The organism is Sphingobacterium mizutaii (assembly GCF_900187125.1).
GTDB classification, from domain to species: domain Bacteria; phylum Bacteroidota; class Bacteroidia; order Sphingobacteriales; family Sphingobacteriaceae; genus Sphingobacterium; species Sphingobacterium mizutaii.
Genome location: NZ_LT906468.1, coordinates 1700881 through 1715775, shown reverse-complemented (window position 1 = coordinate 1715775; position 14895 = coordinate 1700881). Strand labels below are relative to the sequence as shown.

The 14895-nt window shown below is 41.2% G+C and carries 15 protein-coding genes; 3 read left to right on the top strand and 12 right to left on the bottom strand.

Translation table 11 applies throughout. From position 1 onward, the window contains the following. Positions 1-13: 13 nt before the first annotated feature. The gene (locus CKW03_RS07410) at positions 14-2473 is read right to left on the bottom strand and encodes a glycoside hydrolase family 31 protein (RefSeq protein WP_093095444.1); all 2460 of its coding nucleotides are present in this window, start codon (positions 2471-2473) and stop codon (positions 14-16) included. A gap of 267 nt (positions 2474-2740) precedes the next feature. Between CKW03_RS07410 and queA the strand changes: the two genes are divergently transcribed. Beyond that, entirely contained in the window at positions 2741-3790 is a 1050-nt protein-coding gene (gene queA, locus CKW03_RS07405) for a tRNA preQ1(34) S-adenosylmethionine ribosyltransferase-isomerase QueA (protein ID WP_093095442.1), read from the top strand. Between the two features lie 95 nt (positions 3791-3885). Beyond that, a complete protein-coding gene (locus CKW03_RS07400; RefSeq protein ID WP_093095441.1) occupies positions 3886-4590 on the top strand; it encodes a 2-C-methyl-D-erythritol 4-phosphate cytidylyltransferase in 705 nt (234 codons plus the stop codon). Here CKW03_RS07400 and CKW03_RS07395 read toward each other — a convergent pair. The 9 genes from CKW03_RS07395 to CKW03_RS07355 all read right to left on the bottom strand — a co-directional run bounded on the left by CKW03_RS07395 (position 4574) and on the right by CKW03_RS07355 (position 11351). Then, positions 4574-4726 (bottom strand): lmo0937 family membrane protein, encoded by a 153-nt coding sequence (locus CKW03_RS07395; RefSeq protein ID WP_139185413.1) that lies wholly within the window; start codon positions 4724-4726, stop codon positions 4574-4576. The genes CKW03_RS07400 and CKW03_RS07395 overlap by 17 nt on opposite strands. 103 nt (positions 4727-4829) lie before the next feature. Next, positions 4830-5597, bottom strand: coding sequence for an MBL fold metallo-hydrolase (locus tag CKW03_RS07390; protein WP_093095438.1), 768 nt, complete (start codon positions 5595-5597; stop codon positions 4830-4832). Then, complete coding sequence (locus CKW03_RS07385; protein ID WP_093095437.1) at positions 5594-5866, bottom strand: hypothetical protein; 273 nt, start codon at positions 5864-5866, stop codon at positions 5594-5596. The genes CKW03_RS07390 and CKW03_RS07385 overlap by 4 nt, the downstream gene beginning before the upstream one ends. Before the next feature lie 41 nt (positions 5867-5907). Then, on the bottom strand, positions 5908-6918 hold the full coding sequence (locus CKW03_RS07380; protein ID WP_093095435.1) for a glycosyltransferase: 1011 nt from the start codon (positions 6916-6918) through the stop codon (positions 5908-5910). Between the two features lies 1 nt (position 6919). Next, on the bottom strand, positions 6920-7870 hold the full coding sequence (locus CKW03_RS07375) for a glycosyltransferase family 2 protein (RefSeq protein ID WP_093095434.1): 951 nt from the start codon (positions 7868-7870) through the stop codon (positions 6920-6922). 64 nt (positions 7871-7934) lie between these two features. Then, entirely contained in the window at positions 7935-8564 is a 630-nt protein-coding gene (locus CKW03_RS07370; protein ID WP_093095433.1) for a DUF4199 domain-containing protein, read from the bottom strand. 3 nt (positions 8565-8567) lie between these two features. Next, entirely contained in the window at positions 8568-9236 is a 669-nt protein-coding gene (locus CKW03_RS07365) for a hypothetical protein (RefSeq protein WP_093095431.1), read from the bottom strand. A gap of 7 nt (positions 9237-9243) precedes the next feature. Further along, the gene (locus tag CKW03_RS07360) at positions 9244-10509 is read right to left on the bottom strand and encodes a dihydroorotase (RefSeq protein ID WP_093095430.1); all 1266 of its coding nucleotides are present in this window, start codon (positions 10507-10509) and stop codon (positions 9244-9246) included. A 269-nt stretch (positions 10510-10778) separates the two neighbouring features. Then, positions 10779-11351 (bottom strand): UbiX family flavin prenyltransferase, encoded by a 573-nt coding sequence (locus CKW03_RS07355; RefSeq protein ID WP_093095428.1) that lies wholly within the window; start codon positions 11349-11351, stop codon positions 10779-10781. Between the two features lie 425 nt (positions 11352-11776). On the opposite strand from CKW03_RS07355, the gene CKW03_RS07350 reads away from it, so the two are divergent. After that, the gene (locus CKW03_RS07350) at positions 11777-12427 is read left to right on the top strand and encodes an ankyrin repeat domain-containing protein (protein ID WP_093095425.1); all 651 of its coding nucleotides are present in this window, start codon (positions 11777-11779) and stop codon (positions 12425-12427) included. Here the strand turns inward: CKW03_RS07350 and CKW03_RS07345 are convergent. Both CKW03_RS07345 and ribD read right to left on the bottom strand, forming a co-directional pair. Then, positions 12424-13710 (bottom strand): DUF2851 family protein, encoded by a 1287-nt coding sequence (locus CKW03_RS07345; RefSeq protein ID WP_093095424.1) that lies wholly within the window; start codon positions 13708-13710, stop codon positions 12424-12426. The genes CKW03_RS07350 and CKW03_RS07345 overlap by 4 nt on opposite strands. A 125-nt stretch (positions 13711-13835) precedes the next feature. After that, positions 13836-14879, bottom strand: coding sequence for a bifunctional diaminohydroxyphosphoribosylaminopyrimidine deaminase/5-amino-6-(5-phosphoribosylamino)uracil reductase RibD (ribD, locus tag CKW03_RS07340; RefSeq protein WP_236736438.1), 1044 nt, complete (start codon positions 14877-14879; stop codon positions 13836-13838). Positions 14880-14895 lie beyond the last annotated feature (16 nt).

The window sequence follows — 14895 nt, the reverse complement described above, 5'->3', positions numbered from 1 at the left end:
GGTTTTTAGCTAGTTATTGTATGTTTACTTTTTTAAAATCTCTCTCTAATTTAATAAAACTATTCCCCTGCTCATCTTTTTGCAAAGCAGCTTTCATTCCATCAACTGTAATTTGTTTTGGCTCAAACGGTAAACCGATCAGGTACAAGTGGAAATCACTGTAATATGGAGTATACAGTCCTTCCTCTCCTTGTATTAAACTGACCTGCTTGGAATCACAGCTTGCAATAAAATTCTTCTCCACATAAACACCTTGTTCATAGGCAAAGGTTTCTCCATGATCGGAATATAGGTAGGATGCATGTTCACCTTCTGAATAGTACAGGTTCAATCGTAATGACTCAACCCTACGCTCTCCAGTAAACTGCATAACTGGATATTCAGGGATAATCGACCCACCGCGAACAAAGAATGGCATCTCATCCAATGGTGTATCTATGGTGTATTCCTGACCTCCTTCATAAAAACTGTTATCAAAATAGTAGTACCAAGTTCCCTCAGGCAAGTAAACGATCTTGTTCTGCTGACCTGGATGAAGAACTGGCGAAACCAACAATTGATTTCCAAAACCAAATTCTTCCTCACGAACCATGTTCTTCGCTTTTTCCTGCTCCATTAAGGCTACAGGTCTTAAGATAGGTTCGCCATATTTGTGTTGCAACCAAAATGTTGAATAGATATACGGTAACAACTTGTATCTCAACTCAATAAACTTTTTACAGATGGCCTCCCATTCTGGACCGAAGCTCCAAGGCTCACGATCGCGGGTATCACCTGCTGAGTGGACACGCATAAAGGGCGAGAATACCCCAAACTGCATCCAACGTGTGTACAATTCACCATCAGGTTCACCAGTGAAGCCTCCAATATCAGTTCCACAGAATGAAAGTCCCGATACGGATAGACGCTGTAACTGCAAGGTCCCGATTCGCAAATGTTCCCACGTTGCGATATTATCACCCGTCCATACCGATGAATACCTTTGTGTTCCGGCATAGGCCGCACGGGTAATGGTAAACGGACGTTTATTCTTATATAACTTCTTTAAACCATCATAGGTCGCACGCACCATCTGCATACCATAAACATTATGTGCTTTACGGTGTGAACCACGATGGCCTTCAAATTGATGCCTTACATCGTTCGGGAAAGTTCCTCTTCCAAATACCGCTGGCTCATTCATGTCATTCCAAAATCCTGCAACGCCATCCTCAACCAGACCTTTGTACAGAGTACCCCACCAAGACCTTACCTCCGGATTTGTAAAATCTGGGAATTGACATCTTCCCGGCCATACAAAGCCTTCCATAAAGTAATCATCCCCCCTACGGCAGAAATAATTGTTCTCTTGACCTTGCTTGAAAACCCAATAGCTATCATCCACCTTGATCCCTGGATCAATCATCACCACAGTTTTAAAGCCATTCGCATTTAGATCAGAAATCATCTTTTTCGGATCGGGGAAATAGCGTTTGTTCCAAGTAAAACAACGGTAGCCATCCATATAATCGATATCTAAATAGATCGCATCACATGGAATCTCCCTTTTTCTGAACTCGTAGGCAACCTCACGAACCTTATTCTCCGGATAGTAACTCCATCTACATTGATGGTAACCTAAGCCCCACATCGGCGGCATATAATGGGTACCCGTCAGTTTATGATAGCGTTTTACCACATCCATCATTTTCGGTCCTTGGATATAATAGTATAGCAGTTCACCACCTTCAGACCAGAAACTGGTTTGATCCTGATGTTCTGCTGCAAAATCAAAATAAGTCTTGAAGGTATTATCAAAGAAAATCCCATAAGCTTTACCTTCCGTCACACCCATATAAAATGGGATAGTTTTATAGAGCGGATCTTGGTTGAATGCATAGGAATAGGTATCGGAATTCCAGTTCCGCACCCTTTTACCTCTCAAGTTCAGGTTGGTCGCTTTATCGCCCAATCCAAAAAAAGCTTCATCAGCAGCTGCTTCCTTAGAACAATAGACATAATAGCCACCAAAATCCACATTCTCTTCCCAGTGCATTGGCGAATGGTCTTTGTTTAATACCTTCTCATTGGTATCGGCAAAGGAAATGGTAAAATCCGATTTACGGATCAAGCATATTGTTGAATTAGTTTTTACTTTGTAATATTCGTCATCTTCCAAAAGTTCATAACTCACATAGTTATCCTCTTTGAAACTGATGGCATAGGAAAAATCCACCAAAAATGAACCCTCTGGGGCCAACCGTACGCGGATGATATCCTCGGAGAAAACTTTCACTTCCACTTTCGAGCGACCGTCCGAAAAATAAAATGCATTTCGGTCTTGTGTATAGCCTTTAACTGTTGTTAGATAAAGCTTTTCAATATTAGGAAGGTCGAGAACTGGATTATTTACGTGATGGATTCCATCATCTAGTGTGTCAGGGTTAGGTATTAAATCATTTGCAAAATCGCCCTTCTTTGTTGTATCTGTCATAAAAAATTAATCTAAATAGGTAATAGACAGTGTAAATGTCAGTTTTAAATTACAATATATTTTATAGAAATCAATGTTATTAAATAAATTCGCTTGAACATGTCCTAAAATGTACAGTCATAGCTACATGATTTTACCGGATATTATCATTAAATTGTTGTAATACAAGAAAAAGGGAATAATTAGCTTTTAATTTCGTAATTTTGTAAGCCTTTTTAAAATCTAGCCCCAGTAAGGCTAGAGGGCATAATACATCAGTAGAATAACATGAAATTATCTCAATTCAACTTTAATCTTCCAGAGTCATTGCTAGCATCTGAACCTTCAGAACAAAGAGATGAATCTCGTTTAATGGTTTTACACCGCGATAGTGGAAAAATCGAACACAAGATCTTCAAAGATGTTCTGGATTATTTTGATGATAAAGATGTCATGATCTTGAACAACACAAAGGTTTTCCCTGCTCGTATGTATGGCAATAAAGAGAAAACTGGAGCGACGATCGAAGTATTCTTGTTGAGAGAGCTTAACAAAGAATTGCGCCTTTGGGATGTTTTGGTTGATCCTGCTCGTAAAATCCGTGTTGGTAACAAACTTTATTTCGGTGATGATGATCTATTGGTCGCTGAAGTAGTGGACAATACCACCTCACGTGGTCGTACTATCCGTTTCTTATTTGATGGCACTGATGAAGAGTTCCGTAAGAACATCGAAATCTTAGGGGAAACTCCACTTCCTAAATACATCAAAAGAAAAGCAACTCCTGAAGATAAATTCCGTTACCAAACCATTTACGCAAAAAATGAAGGTGCTGTTGCTGCTCCTACTGCAGGATTGCACTTCTCACGCGAATTGATGAAACGCCTGGAACTGAAAGGTGTAGATTTCGCCGAAGTTACGCTTCACGTGGGTCTAGGTACTTTCCGTACGGTTGAAGTAGAAGATTTAACAAAACATAAAATGGATTCTGAACAGTTCATCATTTCTGAAGAAGCTGCTCGCATCGTCAATACAGGTATCGATAACAAGCGCAAGATCTGTGCTGTAGGTACCACCTCTATGCGTGCTATCGAATCCTCAGTTTCTGCCGACAAACATTTGAAAGCAGCAAATGACTGGACTTCCAAGTTCATCTATCCTCCTTATGATTTCAGCATTGCTAACTCGATGATCACCAACTTCCATACTCCGCAATCAACCCTTTTGGTAATGATTGCAGCATTTGCTGGGTATGAAAACGTCATGAATGCTTATGAGGTAGCAGTTAAAGAGAAATACCGTTTCTATAGCTATGGAGACGCTATGTTGATTATTTAATAAATCACTCCTTAAATAAGAAAAACGCAGGTCAATGACCTGCGTTTTTTATTCCTTTTTATTTACTTTGTTCTATTAAACGCTATATTGAAGCTATGTCTACCCATTTTGTCATCATCGTTGCTGCCGGAACAGGCTCTAGGCTCGGAGGAAATCTCCCTAAGCAATTTCTGCAATTGGATGAAAAACCCATCCTGATGCATACCCTGGAGAAATTTGCGGCTTCACAGTCCAATCCGCAAATTGTCCTCGTCCTTTCCGAACAAATGTTTGCCCTTTGGGATGAACTCTGCAAAGAATTTGATTTCCATATCCCTCACCAAGTGACAAAAGGTGGAAACAGCAGGTTCCAGAGCGTAAAGAATGGAATTGAATTTATTAAAGGAAGCCCTAAGCTCAGCCAAGAGAGCAAAATCGCCGTACATGATGGTGCTAGGCCTATGGTGAGCAGTAAATTGATTGATGAGCTTTATTCGACTTGCAATGTGGATAAACCGGCGGTGATCCCTGCGGTACAGAGCACAAATTCGGTCAGGATGGGCAATCAGGATCAAAACCATGCCGTGGATAGGCAAATGGTCTGGTTGGTGCAGACTCCGCAGCTCTTTATGAGCAATCTATTGATTGAAGCCTACGAGCAGCCTGAAGAAAACTATTTTACGGATGATGCATCTGTGGTAGAAAAGTTGAGCAACAACTTATACCTACTCCCAGGTGACCAACAGAACCTGAAGATTACCTTTGAAGAAGACATAGCCATTGCTCAACAATTATTTAATAAAATTAAGCGTTACCTCTGATTATTCTCAATAATATCACAATAATGGCGATTACCAATAGGATGTGAATAATACCACCAGTAGCATAACCTCCAAAGAAGCTAATTGCCCAAATGATGACAAGAATAACTGCGATTAAATACAAAATATTTCCCATAGTAGTTAAAATTTGTGTTTTGTAAAATAGTTTATTCAATGATTCAATTTTCATTAGGATAAACAAGCCATTCAAACAAATTGTTTTAAACAGACAATTTTTTTTATAACAAATCAATAACTAACTGATCGTAAGACACATAAATTCCATCCGGTAACATGGCTTCGATCTCCACATGTTTGCCGAAGCGATGTGAAATATGGGTAAGGTAGGTTTTTTTGGGATTAATTCGATTGGAAACTTCAATAGCTTCCTCCAAAGTCAAATGCGAAATATGGGGTTCTCGCTGTAGGGCATTCAACACCAATACCTCCACACCTTCTAATAACTTAAAGGTTTCTTCAGATATAGTCTTGGCATCGGTGATATAGGCAAAATTATCGATCCTGAATCCCAAAACTGGCATTTTATAGTGCATCACCTCAATCGGCAAGATTGATTTCCCGTATAGCTCAAAAGCCTGTCCAGCAAAGATCTCCTCGAGCTCCAGTTGTGGCACACCAGGGTATTTATAATCACTGAAGGCATAATAAAATTCTTTCCTCAGCGCATCATGCGTAGCCTTATTGGAATAGATAGGGATAGATTGCTGTTGTTGGTAATTGAATGCACGAACATCATCTAGACCAGCAATATGGTCCTTATGGGAATGGGTCATCAATACCGCATCCAGGCGTTTGACCTCTTGGCGCAACATTTGGTACCTAAAGTCAGGTCCTGTATCTACAATGACGGTATAGCCATTGTATTCTATCAAAATCGAAGAACGCAAGCGATTATCTCGATTATCCTCCGAATGGCAGACTTCACATGGACATGCAATAACCGGAACTCCCTGCGAGGTTCCTGTACCTAAAAATGTTACTCTCAAACCGTAATTTTTGTCTTTTTTATTTGCTGGTAAAAAGCCTTTAACTTTTCTTGGATCAAACTCTCATCCACTTCCATGGTTTCCAAGATTTGCAATAAAGAAACCACTTTCATATCAACCGTAGAGAATTTGTTCACTACGACTACTCTAGCGTTCTGTAGAACACATGCTCCCGTCCTAAATGAACCTTTCTCATAGCGCAATTTATAGCCAAGATCACTGAACAGTGTCTCTAATTTATCTAAACTTCCTTGAGTTAATGAAATCATATTATCTCCTCCTCACAATTTAACAAAGCCTCAGGAATTTATCAATTCTTTGCAGCCTTTTTATTCGTAATAAATTTATGGGCATATTGGCTCAAAAAGCCAGATCCATACGCGATCAACTGCGTATAAGCTGCAATCACCGATAAGAAGGCAACCTTTAGTCTCTTGGTACTGACCAAGGCATGCAGAAAAAGTAAAATGGTATAGATTGCAAGGAATGAATTACCGATCAGGCCCAAAATATGCAAAAAATAAATCTCGTCCATGGTCAACAGATTGATGACATCGATCATGAGCAAGAACGCCAAACCCAACACAAATACGGCAGGCAAGGCATGCACAGGCTTTAATTCTTTCGGGTAAAGACAGTAGATATCGATCCTTCCCTTCCCAAAATTATAAGTCTGTTTATAGAACTGGGCAAAGCTCGTTCTTCGTTTATGGTATACAAATGCATCAGGGATCAAGCCAACCTTAAATCCAGCATTGATCATCCGGATACTGAATTCAATATCTTCTGAACGACGGGACAATTTAAACCCGCCCGTTTTCTCCCATACTTCACGGCTGACCCCCAGGTTAAAACTCCGAGGATGAAATTGACCGACATGGTTTTTATTGCCACGGATGCCCCCCGTTGTAAACGGACTGGTCATCGAATAGCTGATTGCTTTCTGTATGGCGGTAAAGGAAGAGTGTGCGGCATCTGGCCCACCAAAGGCGTCCAATTTATCTTTTTCAATCCCCTCGATTACCTTCAGTAGGTAATCCTCAGGAACAATGATATCAGAATCAAAAACAATAAAGAAATCACCCTTTGCTCTTTCAAAACCATAGTTCCTGGCAAAGCCTTGACCTTCATTTTCCTTAAAGAAATACTGTATGTCGAGCTTGTCCTTGAACTTATCTACAATATGTTCTGCTTTATTTTTCGACCCATCCTCCACTATGATGACCTCGAATTCCTTGTAGGTCTGGTCCAACAAAGAACTGAGCATTTCCTTGATCTCAACTGGCCTGTTATAGAGAGGAACGATAATTGAAAAAAACATATTAGATGACTTCGTCTACATGATATTTATTCCGATCGGAACCATTGCGCGATACCAGCTCGGCAACAAATCCTGTCAGGAATAATTGTGATCCAATGATGATGGCAACCAATGCCAAAAAGAACAAAGGCTGGTCGGTCACATTTCTATAAACGGTACCATTGGCGATGCTCATCAGTTTTTCGCAGATCAACCAGATGGTAATAAAGAATCCTAACAAGAAACTGATCACACCTAAGGGCCCGAAAAAGTGCATCGGCCTTTTGGCAAACTTACCCACAAAGAATATGGACATCAAATCCAGGAAACCTTTCACAAAACGTCCCGGACCAAATTTAGTGGTACCATACTTACGTGGATAGTGTTGAACGACCTGCTCCTGGATATTGCTGAAACCCGCCCATTTAGCCAACACAGGGATATAGCGGTGCATCTCACCATAGACCTCAATACTCTTCACCACATCCTTCTTGTAGGCTTTCAGGCCACAGTTGAAGTCATGCAGGTTATCAATGCCTGACATGCTACGGGTGGCGGAATTGAACAATTTGGTAGGAAGGGTTTTGGTCAATGGATCATAGCGCTTTTTCTTCCATCCCGAAACCAGGTCTGCACCTTGGTTCTTGATACGGTCATAAAGCTCAGGAATCTCATCAGGACTATCTTGAAGGTCAGCATCCATGGTAATCACGACATCGCCTTCAGCAGCCGCAAAACCAACGTTCAGCGCTGCAGATTTCCCATAGTTCCGTCTAAAACGGATACCTATAACATTCTCATTCTCTTTCTTCAAGCCCTTGATCACTTTCCAAGAACTGTCCTTACTCCCATCGTCAACCATAACGATTTCGTAAGTGAAATTATTGGCATCCATGACCCGCTTAATCCAAGCCGTCAATTCAGGAAGTGATTCTTCCTCGTTGTATAAAGGTATTACTACTGAAATGTCCATAATGAATAAAGAACAAAGGTATCATTTTTGGATGATACCTTTATCATATAAACGTTAGCGTTTGTTAAGCGTTATTATCGTTGTTATCTGTATTTTGCCAAGGATGTGCTTCATCCGAACTGCTTACAGGCTTGAACATTGGCTTTTCTTTTTTGAAGATTGCCGCAAAAATCAAAGCCAATACAAAGTATAAAAGTAGGGACACAGCCAAACCTTTCAAAACCTGTCCGATCGACAAAGAGCCTAGGGCCTCTTTCTGCTGATCTAACAATTCCAAGGTCGCATCAATCTGCTCATCAGGCAAATTATTAGCCTCCATCATTTCAATGGTCAAGTTTTGGGTGTTCTCAATTGCTTCTACCTGAAGGTTAGGATAGACCAAATTGAAAATATTGATGCCGATAAGGCCAATCGCAGCCGTAATGGCCAACATAATGAAGATATTCTTCAATGCAGTGGTGAAATCCCAATATCCGCCGTTCGCTTTCCTCAATTGCAATATAAAAAATACGGCAATGGCTAAGAAAACGACATAACTAACGAATATATTGACCACCGATGAAGTGACGATCGATGTAGCTGTTTTCGAGAAATAAAGGGAAATAATGGAAAGAACAAGGGAAATAACCCCTAAGATCACGCCATTGATAATGGCTTTTTTCTTTACATCATTTGTAGCGTTGATTGAATCCATAATTTATGAGTTGTAGTTTATGATTAATTGCAATAGAGCTAGATCCAAAGCTTTGTTCGGTGCAGCCTGAGCATAATCTTCTACCTGCCCTGCGTTTGGTTTCTGTTCATTAAAGAATGAGATCAATGGATAGAATAATTCAACCAGTTCATCATCCTCTGAAAGTCCAGCAGCAACTTTCGCAATCTCGCTATAATCACTTTCGATCAAGATCTGATTAGCAATTACCTTTTCGTAAATCCTATATTCATCCTGGAATTCATCTTCTTCCACCAATAGGAACTCTTTCAAGAAATCATCCAAAGAAGGTTCTACTTCGTCATCTTCACATTCTTTCAGGTATAATAGAATATTCAAAAGCTCTGAGCCACGGTCAAGTGTTTCCTCCTCGATCGCTTCCCATTCTTCTGAATCCAGATAATCCTCTTCCAATTTCTGAACATCCTCGGCGAAGAAGTTGATCATCAATAAGTCAAAGCTATATTCACGCAATTCTTCAAAGCGTTGGTTATCATCAAACACGGCATCCATGGCTTCAACTTTTTCCATAAACGCTGCGTCTAATTCAAATGCTGAAGCTAATCCTGGAAGGATAGCCTGTCCATCAATCTGTTCTACTTTAGCGTAATTATTGACTGCTGCCTCTAGGGCATTCTTTACTTTAGTATCCATATCTTATTTAATTGATGTGCAACTTATTATTGTTAATTACCGCTAATACTTGTCCGGTTAGCTCCTGCCCAAATAAAGGACTGTTTGCCGATTTAGATTTATTGGCTTTACTATCAAATATCCATTTTTTCGATGGACTAAACAAGACCAAATTTGCCTCTGCTCCTTCTTCGATCGAAGGAACTTCCTGTCCCAAGATCTTTCTAGGGTTAACGGCCAATTTCTCCACGATCTGTTCTGGACTCAATCCAGCTTTTACCAATAAAGGCAATACTGTCTGTGCTGCAATGATACCGTTTTTCGCAATCTGGAATTCCACTTGTTTGAACTCGATCTCCTGTGGGGTATGCTGAGAAACCACCGCATCGATCACGCCATCCTTCAATCCCTTGATCAATGCTTTCACATCTTTCTTGGTACGTAAAGGAGGACTGACTTTATAATTGCTATCAAAACCTTTTACATCTTCATCGGTAAAGACCAAGTTATGGGCAGCGACATCACAAGTCACCTTAATCCCCTTAGCCTTAGCCTTTTTGATCAAATCAACTGCTTCTTCAGTAGAAATGGTACTGAAATGGATTGGAGCCTCATTATACTCGGCAAGGAACAGATCCCGGGAGATCATGACAGACTCTGCAAGATTAGGGATCCCTTTCATCCCTAGGTAGGTACTTACCTCCCCTTCGTTCATCTTATTGTCTGCTGCGATGGAATCATCTTCCGGAAATGCCATGATCAAACCGCCAAAGCCTTTTGCATATAGTAAAGCACGAGACATTAATCCTGCCTGTTGTATACTGTGTGTACCGTCGCTGTAAGCTACGGCACCGGTTACTTTCATGTCATATAGTTCCGCCAACTCATTGCCTTCACGCTTCTTGCTCACGGTCCCTACCGGAAAAACATCCACTAGATTTCCTTTTGCAGAATTCACGATCAATGCTACTTCTGAACGGCTATGGATGGGTGGATTGGTGTTCGGCTGAACGGCAACTGCCGTAAAACCACCTGCTGCCGAAGCCGCAGTACCCGTCTGGATATCCTCTTTCGTTTCGTAACCCGGTTCCCCGAAATTAACGTTGAGGTCAAAAAATCCAACCGAAAGGAATGAATCCTTCCCATCGATCACCTGAAGCTTTTTGTCTTCCGTCTTGATGTTCTTGGCAATCTGTTCGATCTTGCCGTTTTTCACAAGTACGTCTACAGTAGACAAATGCAGCGGATGTCCTGCCGAAACCAAAGTCGCAGAATTAATTAATATTGTAGCCATGAATTGAATTGAAAATCAAAAAATTGTGCTGAATGCTGTTGTTTAAGTTGAGAAAACCAGCTAGCCTTCCAAAGGTTCTTTTCCAATGAGCATTTTCAAAGACCTTCTTCAAGTATAAAAACTCCTTATTCGAAGATATTAACAGCTGTTTCATCAAAAAACAAAAGTACAAAATTCAATGAATACTGTTACAAAAACTTTTAGGAATCCTTGTCGACCTCTTTTCCCAAAAAAATCCAGCCCAATTATCCAAAAATGAAAAATGGAATTTATTTACCCCAGCGAAAGGTATTTAACCCGCTTAGGTCAAAACCTGCGATATCTAAGGCTCGATCGACAACGGTGGCTGCCAACTCTTCAAAACTTTGCGGACGGCTGTAAAAAGAAGGCGAAGCCGGACAGATAATTCCACCTGCTTGCGTAATCAATGCCATATTCTGGATGTGGATGCTACTCAAAGGGGTTTCACGGGTGAGGAGAATCAGCTTTCTTCTTTCCTTCAGGATCACGTCGGCTGCCCTAGTGGTCAGGTCGGAAGAAACCCCATGTGCAATCCTAGCCATAGTTCCCATCGAACAAGGTACTACAAACATGCAATCGTACTTTGCAGAACCCGATGCAAATGGCGCCATAAAATCTCCCTTTTGGTAGGTCGGAAAATCATAGTCTTTGTAACTATCGTTGTCAAGTTCAAACTTCCAAACGTCCTTGGCATTGTCCGACATCACGATTCCGACAGCTTCAATTTGCTCGGAAAGCTGCTGCAGCTTGTCTAACAGCACTTTCGCATAAATAGATCCGGAGGCCCCGGTAATAGCTACAACAATTTTTCTTCTGCTCATGTTACAAATCTAAAAAACTTCCGCCATAGTACCTGCAACCCCCCTTTTTAAATTAAAATTTAGCTGTTTCAACAAATACAAATAAGTCAAAAAATACCTAATTGGAAACTAAATTTGACCCCTAAAGAAAAAAAGGGTCGAATTAGATTAATTCGACCCTACATCTACCTATGAAAAACATGCCCTTGGGGAGGGCATTACAAAAGTAAAAAAATCAACAGAAAAGTTATAAAACAAGGTGGTAGATTTCCTATTTTGTAGACAAACAGCTACAAAAATTAAATAGTGTTCGTACCCAAACAAAAAAAATTGTATAGATTACATTTATTAACCTAAAAAATTTTATAGCGAATCAGCGAATTTTAGGGGCCCAATAACTTTATTTTAACTTTTTTTTGTTTATTTCGTAACGCAAAATAAGGACTATGAGTTTGACAGTACTGGAAGAATATATTGAGACCGGAAACTACCAAGATTTAGATTTATTACTGAGCCAAAACCCTGACCTTGTCAAGGAGAATACCAGCCATGACATCTCAGCATTGCTGTTGGCCTGTTATTACCAGAAAAGCCAAATCGTTCAGGTTATCTTAAAATATATCAAGAGCATCACCATCCACGAAGCCTGTGCCGCAGGATTGACCGAGCAGGTACAGTTCATGGTCGACCAAAAACCCGATGTCATCAACGAACTTTCCTCACATGGCTTTTACCCCCTTGGTATCGCCTCCCACTTCGGAAAAGAAGATATCGTCCGCATCCTGCTGAGAAACGGTGCAAACCCTAATTCTTCTTCCCAAAATGGATATCAGGTCTTCCCTATCCACTCGGCATTGAGTAACGGACAGAACACGATCGCCAAAATGCTTATCGAAGCCGGAGCTGAAGTCAATGTGCTGCAATCTTCAAGGATCAGCCCTTTACACTTAGCTGCCCAACAAGGTAACATCGATATGATTATCGTTCTTTTGGAGCATGGTGCCAACATTGCCATTCGCAACGATTTTGGCCAGACGGCCTCGGATATGGCTGCCGAGAAAGGGTTCCCAGAGATCGCGGAAATCCTGAAGGCTTAATCCCTTCTGATAATCGACACCCCAATCCCACATTCCAGACAACGTTTGGAATTGCAATAGGCCGACCTTAAATGTAACACGGCCTGGGTTTCCAATGCATTGAACAGATCCATTCCAAAGCCCATATAGCGGCGGCAAACCGAATTGACCTCCGGATTCAACTGCTCCAACCATTGTAATGCCCGGTCCATATAGACCTGATTCCCGATATACTTCCCATAGGAAAATAATATGGGCACAAAGCTGTTTATCGCCAAGAGATGGAAAAACTGTTCGGTAATCCGGGTATTATGCTTAACCGACTCTTTCTCCAGATGGAAATGGGTATTCCAGAACTCTGGGATCTCCAATTGCTGGCAATAGGTCTTTAACTCTTCCAGACTATTCGCTTCCACGATCAGTGAAAACCAAGAAGCAAAACGACAGTACATAGAGGCGAGCTGCGCCAATTTTATGGTAGGGAAATTATAGGGTCGCATGCGCATAAACTTCCATTGGAAAGCGGAAATCTCAATCAACTGCTGGCTTTTCTTTAAATAATCATAATTTGCCTGTAGCTTCATTACATAGGGATCATCCCCTTTATAACATTTCAGGAAACCCGCCTGCCCAAAGAATAAGGCATGAATGTTTTCAGGATTATTCTTCATTTTTTGGATCAACTTCAAGGAAAGGATCTGGCTCAGGTCCTGAAAGGATTGTTTATTGACCTTCATGCCGAATGCACCGGCTAACATACCCAAACAGACTCTTTCCCAATCTCCCCTATAACTATTGAGCATCAGGACCACGATCTTATAGCGATGTTCCAATCGTTCGATCCCCATTCGGTTCAAGACCTGTATTTTTTGGTAGTCCGGCACCTTCCCCATTCCATAACTGCAAGGCAACCAATGGTTGTTTTGCAATAGTTGCTCTATCTTCTGTAACAAGGCATCATCCACTAGAGGCTTCAATTCCAAACAGGGAATCAGGGTGCCATCTTCTAAAAAACAATCCAAACGACCTTCCCAAACCACATGCAGAACAACCGCATTATAAGCCTTGTTCTTCTGATGCCCATGCTGGTTCCAATCATTGGGGTCCACGTGTATTTCAATATGCCCATGCCATTCCTGGTTATTTATCCTAAGATGTGCAAAAAGGAAATCCGGTCCAGCATCGGTATTGTAGTTTCCAGGCTGCACAACCTCAATCCTTTCTCCATTGCTGCCATGTAGGTCAAAAGGATTGAAAAGTCGATATCGCCAAATAAAGTGTAGGATATGCTCTGATATACGCATAGCTAAATATAAGATATTTAACTTTCAATTACGTATTTTAATTTTAAAAACAAGTTTATGCGAAATGAAGTTACACGCACTATCCACTAAGAGATTATAACGACCTCAAAAAAACATGATTCGATTTAGTTAGGAAGGTAAATTTTCAATTGATCAGAACCTACTTGTATCTCTTCTTTTAAGTCCCCTATTAATTTAGGGGCTTGAATACCCTCTGCCCATGATTCGGCACCTACAAATACGCGGGCTTCATCCCAAAGTCCTGCCTGGATAAACAGGTCAAGCGTCTTCCTTCCTCCTTCAACAATGATGGATTGCACATCCATCAAGTACAATTGATATAGGATTTGCTGCGGAAGGTAGAGATCAAAATTCTCCAGTTCTATATATTTTCGGTTCCCCTGCCAATCGGTTTTTTTCGCATTGAAAATAATGGTTTCTGCTGCTTCATCAAAAATCGAAAGGCTTTCCGGAAGTTCCAGGTTCTTGTCAATCAAAATGCGCTTCGGATTCCGACCTTGCCATTCCCTAACGGTGAGACTGGGATTATCGAGTTCTGCAGTCCTTTTTCCAACCAGAATTGCATCTTCCTCCGAACGCCATTTATGCACCAATTGCTTACTCGCCTGATTGCTGATCCAGCGCTGCCCCAATACCGGTGCGAAATATCCATCGGCCGTTTCTGCCCACTTCAAGATCACATAAGGCCTAAACTCTTTCAGCTTCGTAAAGAACCTGCGGTTCACCCACTTAGCATCATCCTCCATAACCCCTACTTCAGTGCGAATCCCCGCATCCTGCAACTTCTTTAAACCCAAACCATTGACCTTTGCGAAAGGATCCAAACAGGCAATCACAGCTTCCTTGAAGCCCATGTCCACGATCATGTCTGCACAAGGTGGAGTCTTCCCAAAATGCGCACAAGGTTCCAAACTCACATAGATCGTACTCTCTGAAAACAGTTCCCTGGCCTTCGCCTCCCCAACCTGATCGATCACTGATCGAACCGCATTCACCTCTGCATGTGGACCCCCATAAGGCGATGTATAACCCTCTCCTATAATTTCTCCATTATGGACAATCACTGCCCCCACCATCGGATTCGGACTGGTCTTGCCTGCCCCTAAGACAGCCAATTCCAAACATCGCTTCATGTATTGATTATGCATGCTTCAAAGTTAGTGA

Bases quoted from the DNA above. Each gene is read 5' to 3' on its own strand.
- CKW03_RS07355 (WP_093095428.1), bottom strand. From the start codon at position 11,351: ATGAGCAGAAGAAAAATTGTTGTAGCTATTACCGGGGCCTCCGGATCT.
- CKW03_RS07400 (WP_093095441.1), top strand. From the start codon at position 3,886: ATGTCTACCCATTTTGTCATCATCGTTGCTGCCGGAACAGGCTCTAGG.
- ribD (WP_236736438.1), bottom strand. From the start codon at position 14,879: ATGCATAATCAATACATGAAGCGATGTTTGGAATTGGCTGTCTTAGGG.
- CKW03_RS07370 (WP_093095433.1), bottom strand. From the start codon at position 8,564: ATGGATTCAATCAACGCTACAAATGATGTAAAGAAAAAAGCCATTATC.
- CKW03_RS07395 (WP_139185413.1), bottom strand. From the start codon at position 4,726: ATGGGAAATATTTTGTATTTAATCGCAGTTATTCTTGTCATCATTTGG.
- queA (WP_093095442.1), top strand. From the start codon at position 2,741: ATGAAATTATCTCAATTCAACTTTAATCTTCCAGAGTCATTGCTAGCA.
- CKW03_RS07375 (WP_093095434.1), bottom strand. From the start codon at position 7,870: ATGGACATTTCAGTAGTAATACCTTTATACAACGAGGAAGAATCACTT.
- CKW03_RS07350 (WP_093095425.1), top strand. From the start codon at position 11,777: ATGAGTTTGACAGTACTGGAAGAATATATTGAGACCGGAAACTACCAA.
- CKW03_RS07410 (WP_093095444.1), bottom strand. From the start codon at position 2,473: ATGACAGATACAACAAAGAAGGGCGATTTTGCAAATGATTTAATACCT.
- CKW03_RS07380 (WP_093095435.1), bottom strand. From the start codon at position 6,918: ATGTTTTTTTCAATTATCGTTCCTCTCTATAACAGGCCAGTTGAGATC.
- CKW03_RS07360 (WP_093095430.1), bottom strand. From the start codon at position 10,509: ATGGCTACAATATTAATTAATTCTGCGACTTTGGTTTCGGCAGGACAT.
- CKW03_RS07365 (WP_093095431.1), bottom strand. From the start codon at position 9,236: ATGGATACTAAAGTAAAGAATGCCCTAGAGGCAGCAGTCAATAATTAC.
- CKW03_RS07385 (WP_093095437.1), bottom strand. From the start codon at position 5,866: ATGATTTCATTAACTCAAGGAAGTTTAGATAAATTAGAGACACTGTTC.
- CKW03_RS07345 (WP_093095424.1), bottom strand. From the start codon at position 13,710: ATGCGTATATCAGAGCATATCCTACACTTTATTTGGCGATATCGACTT.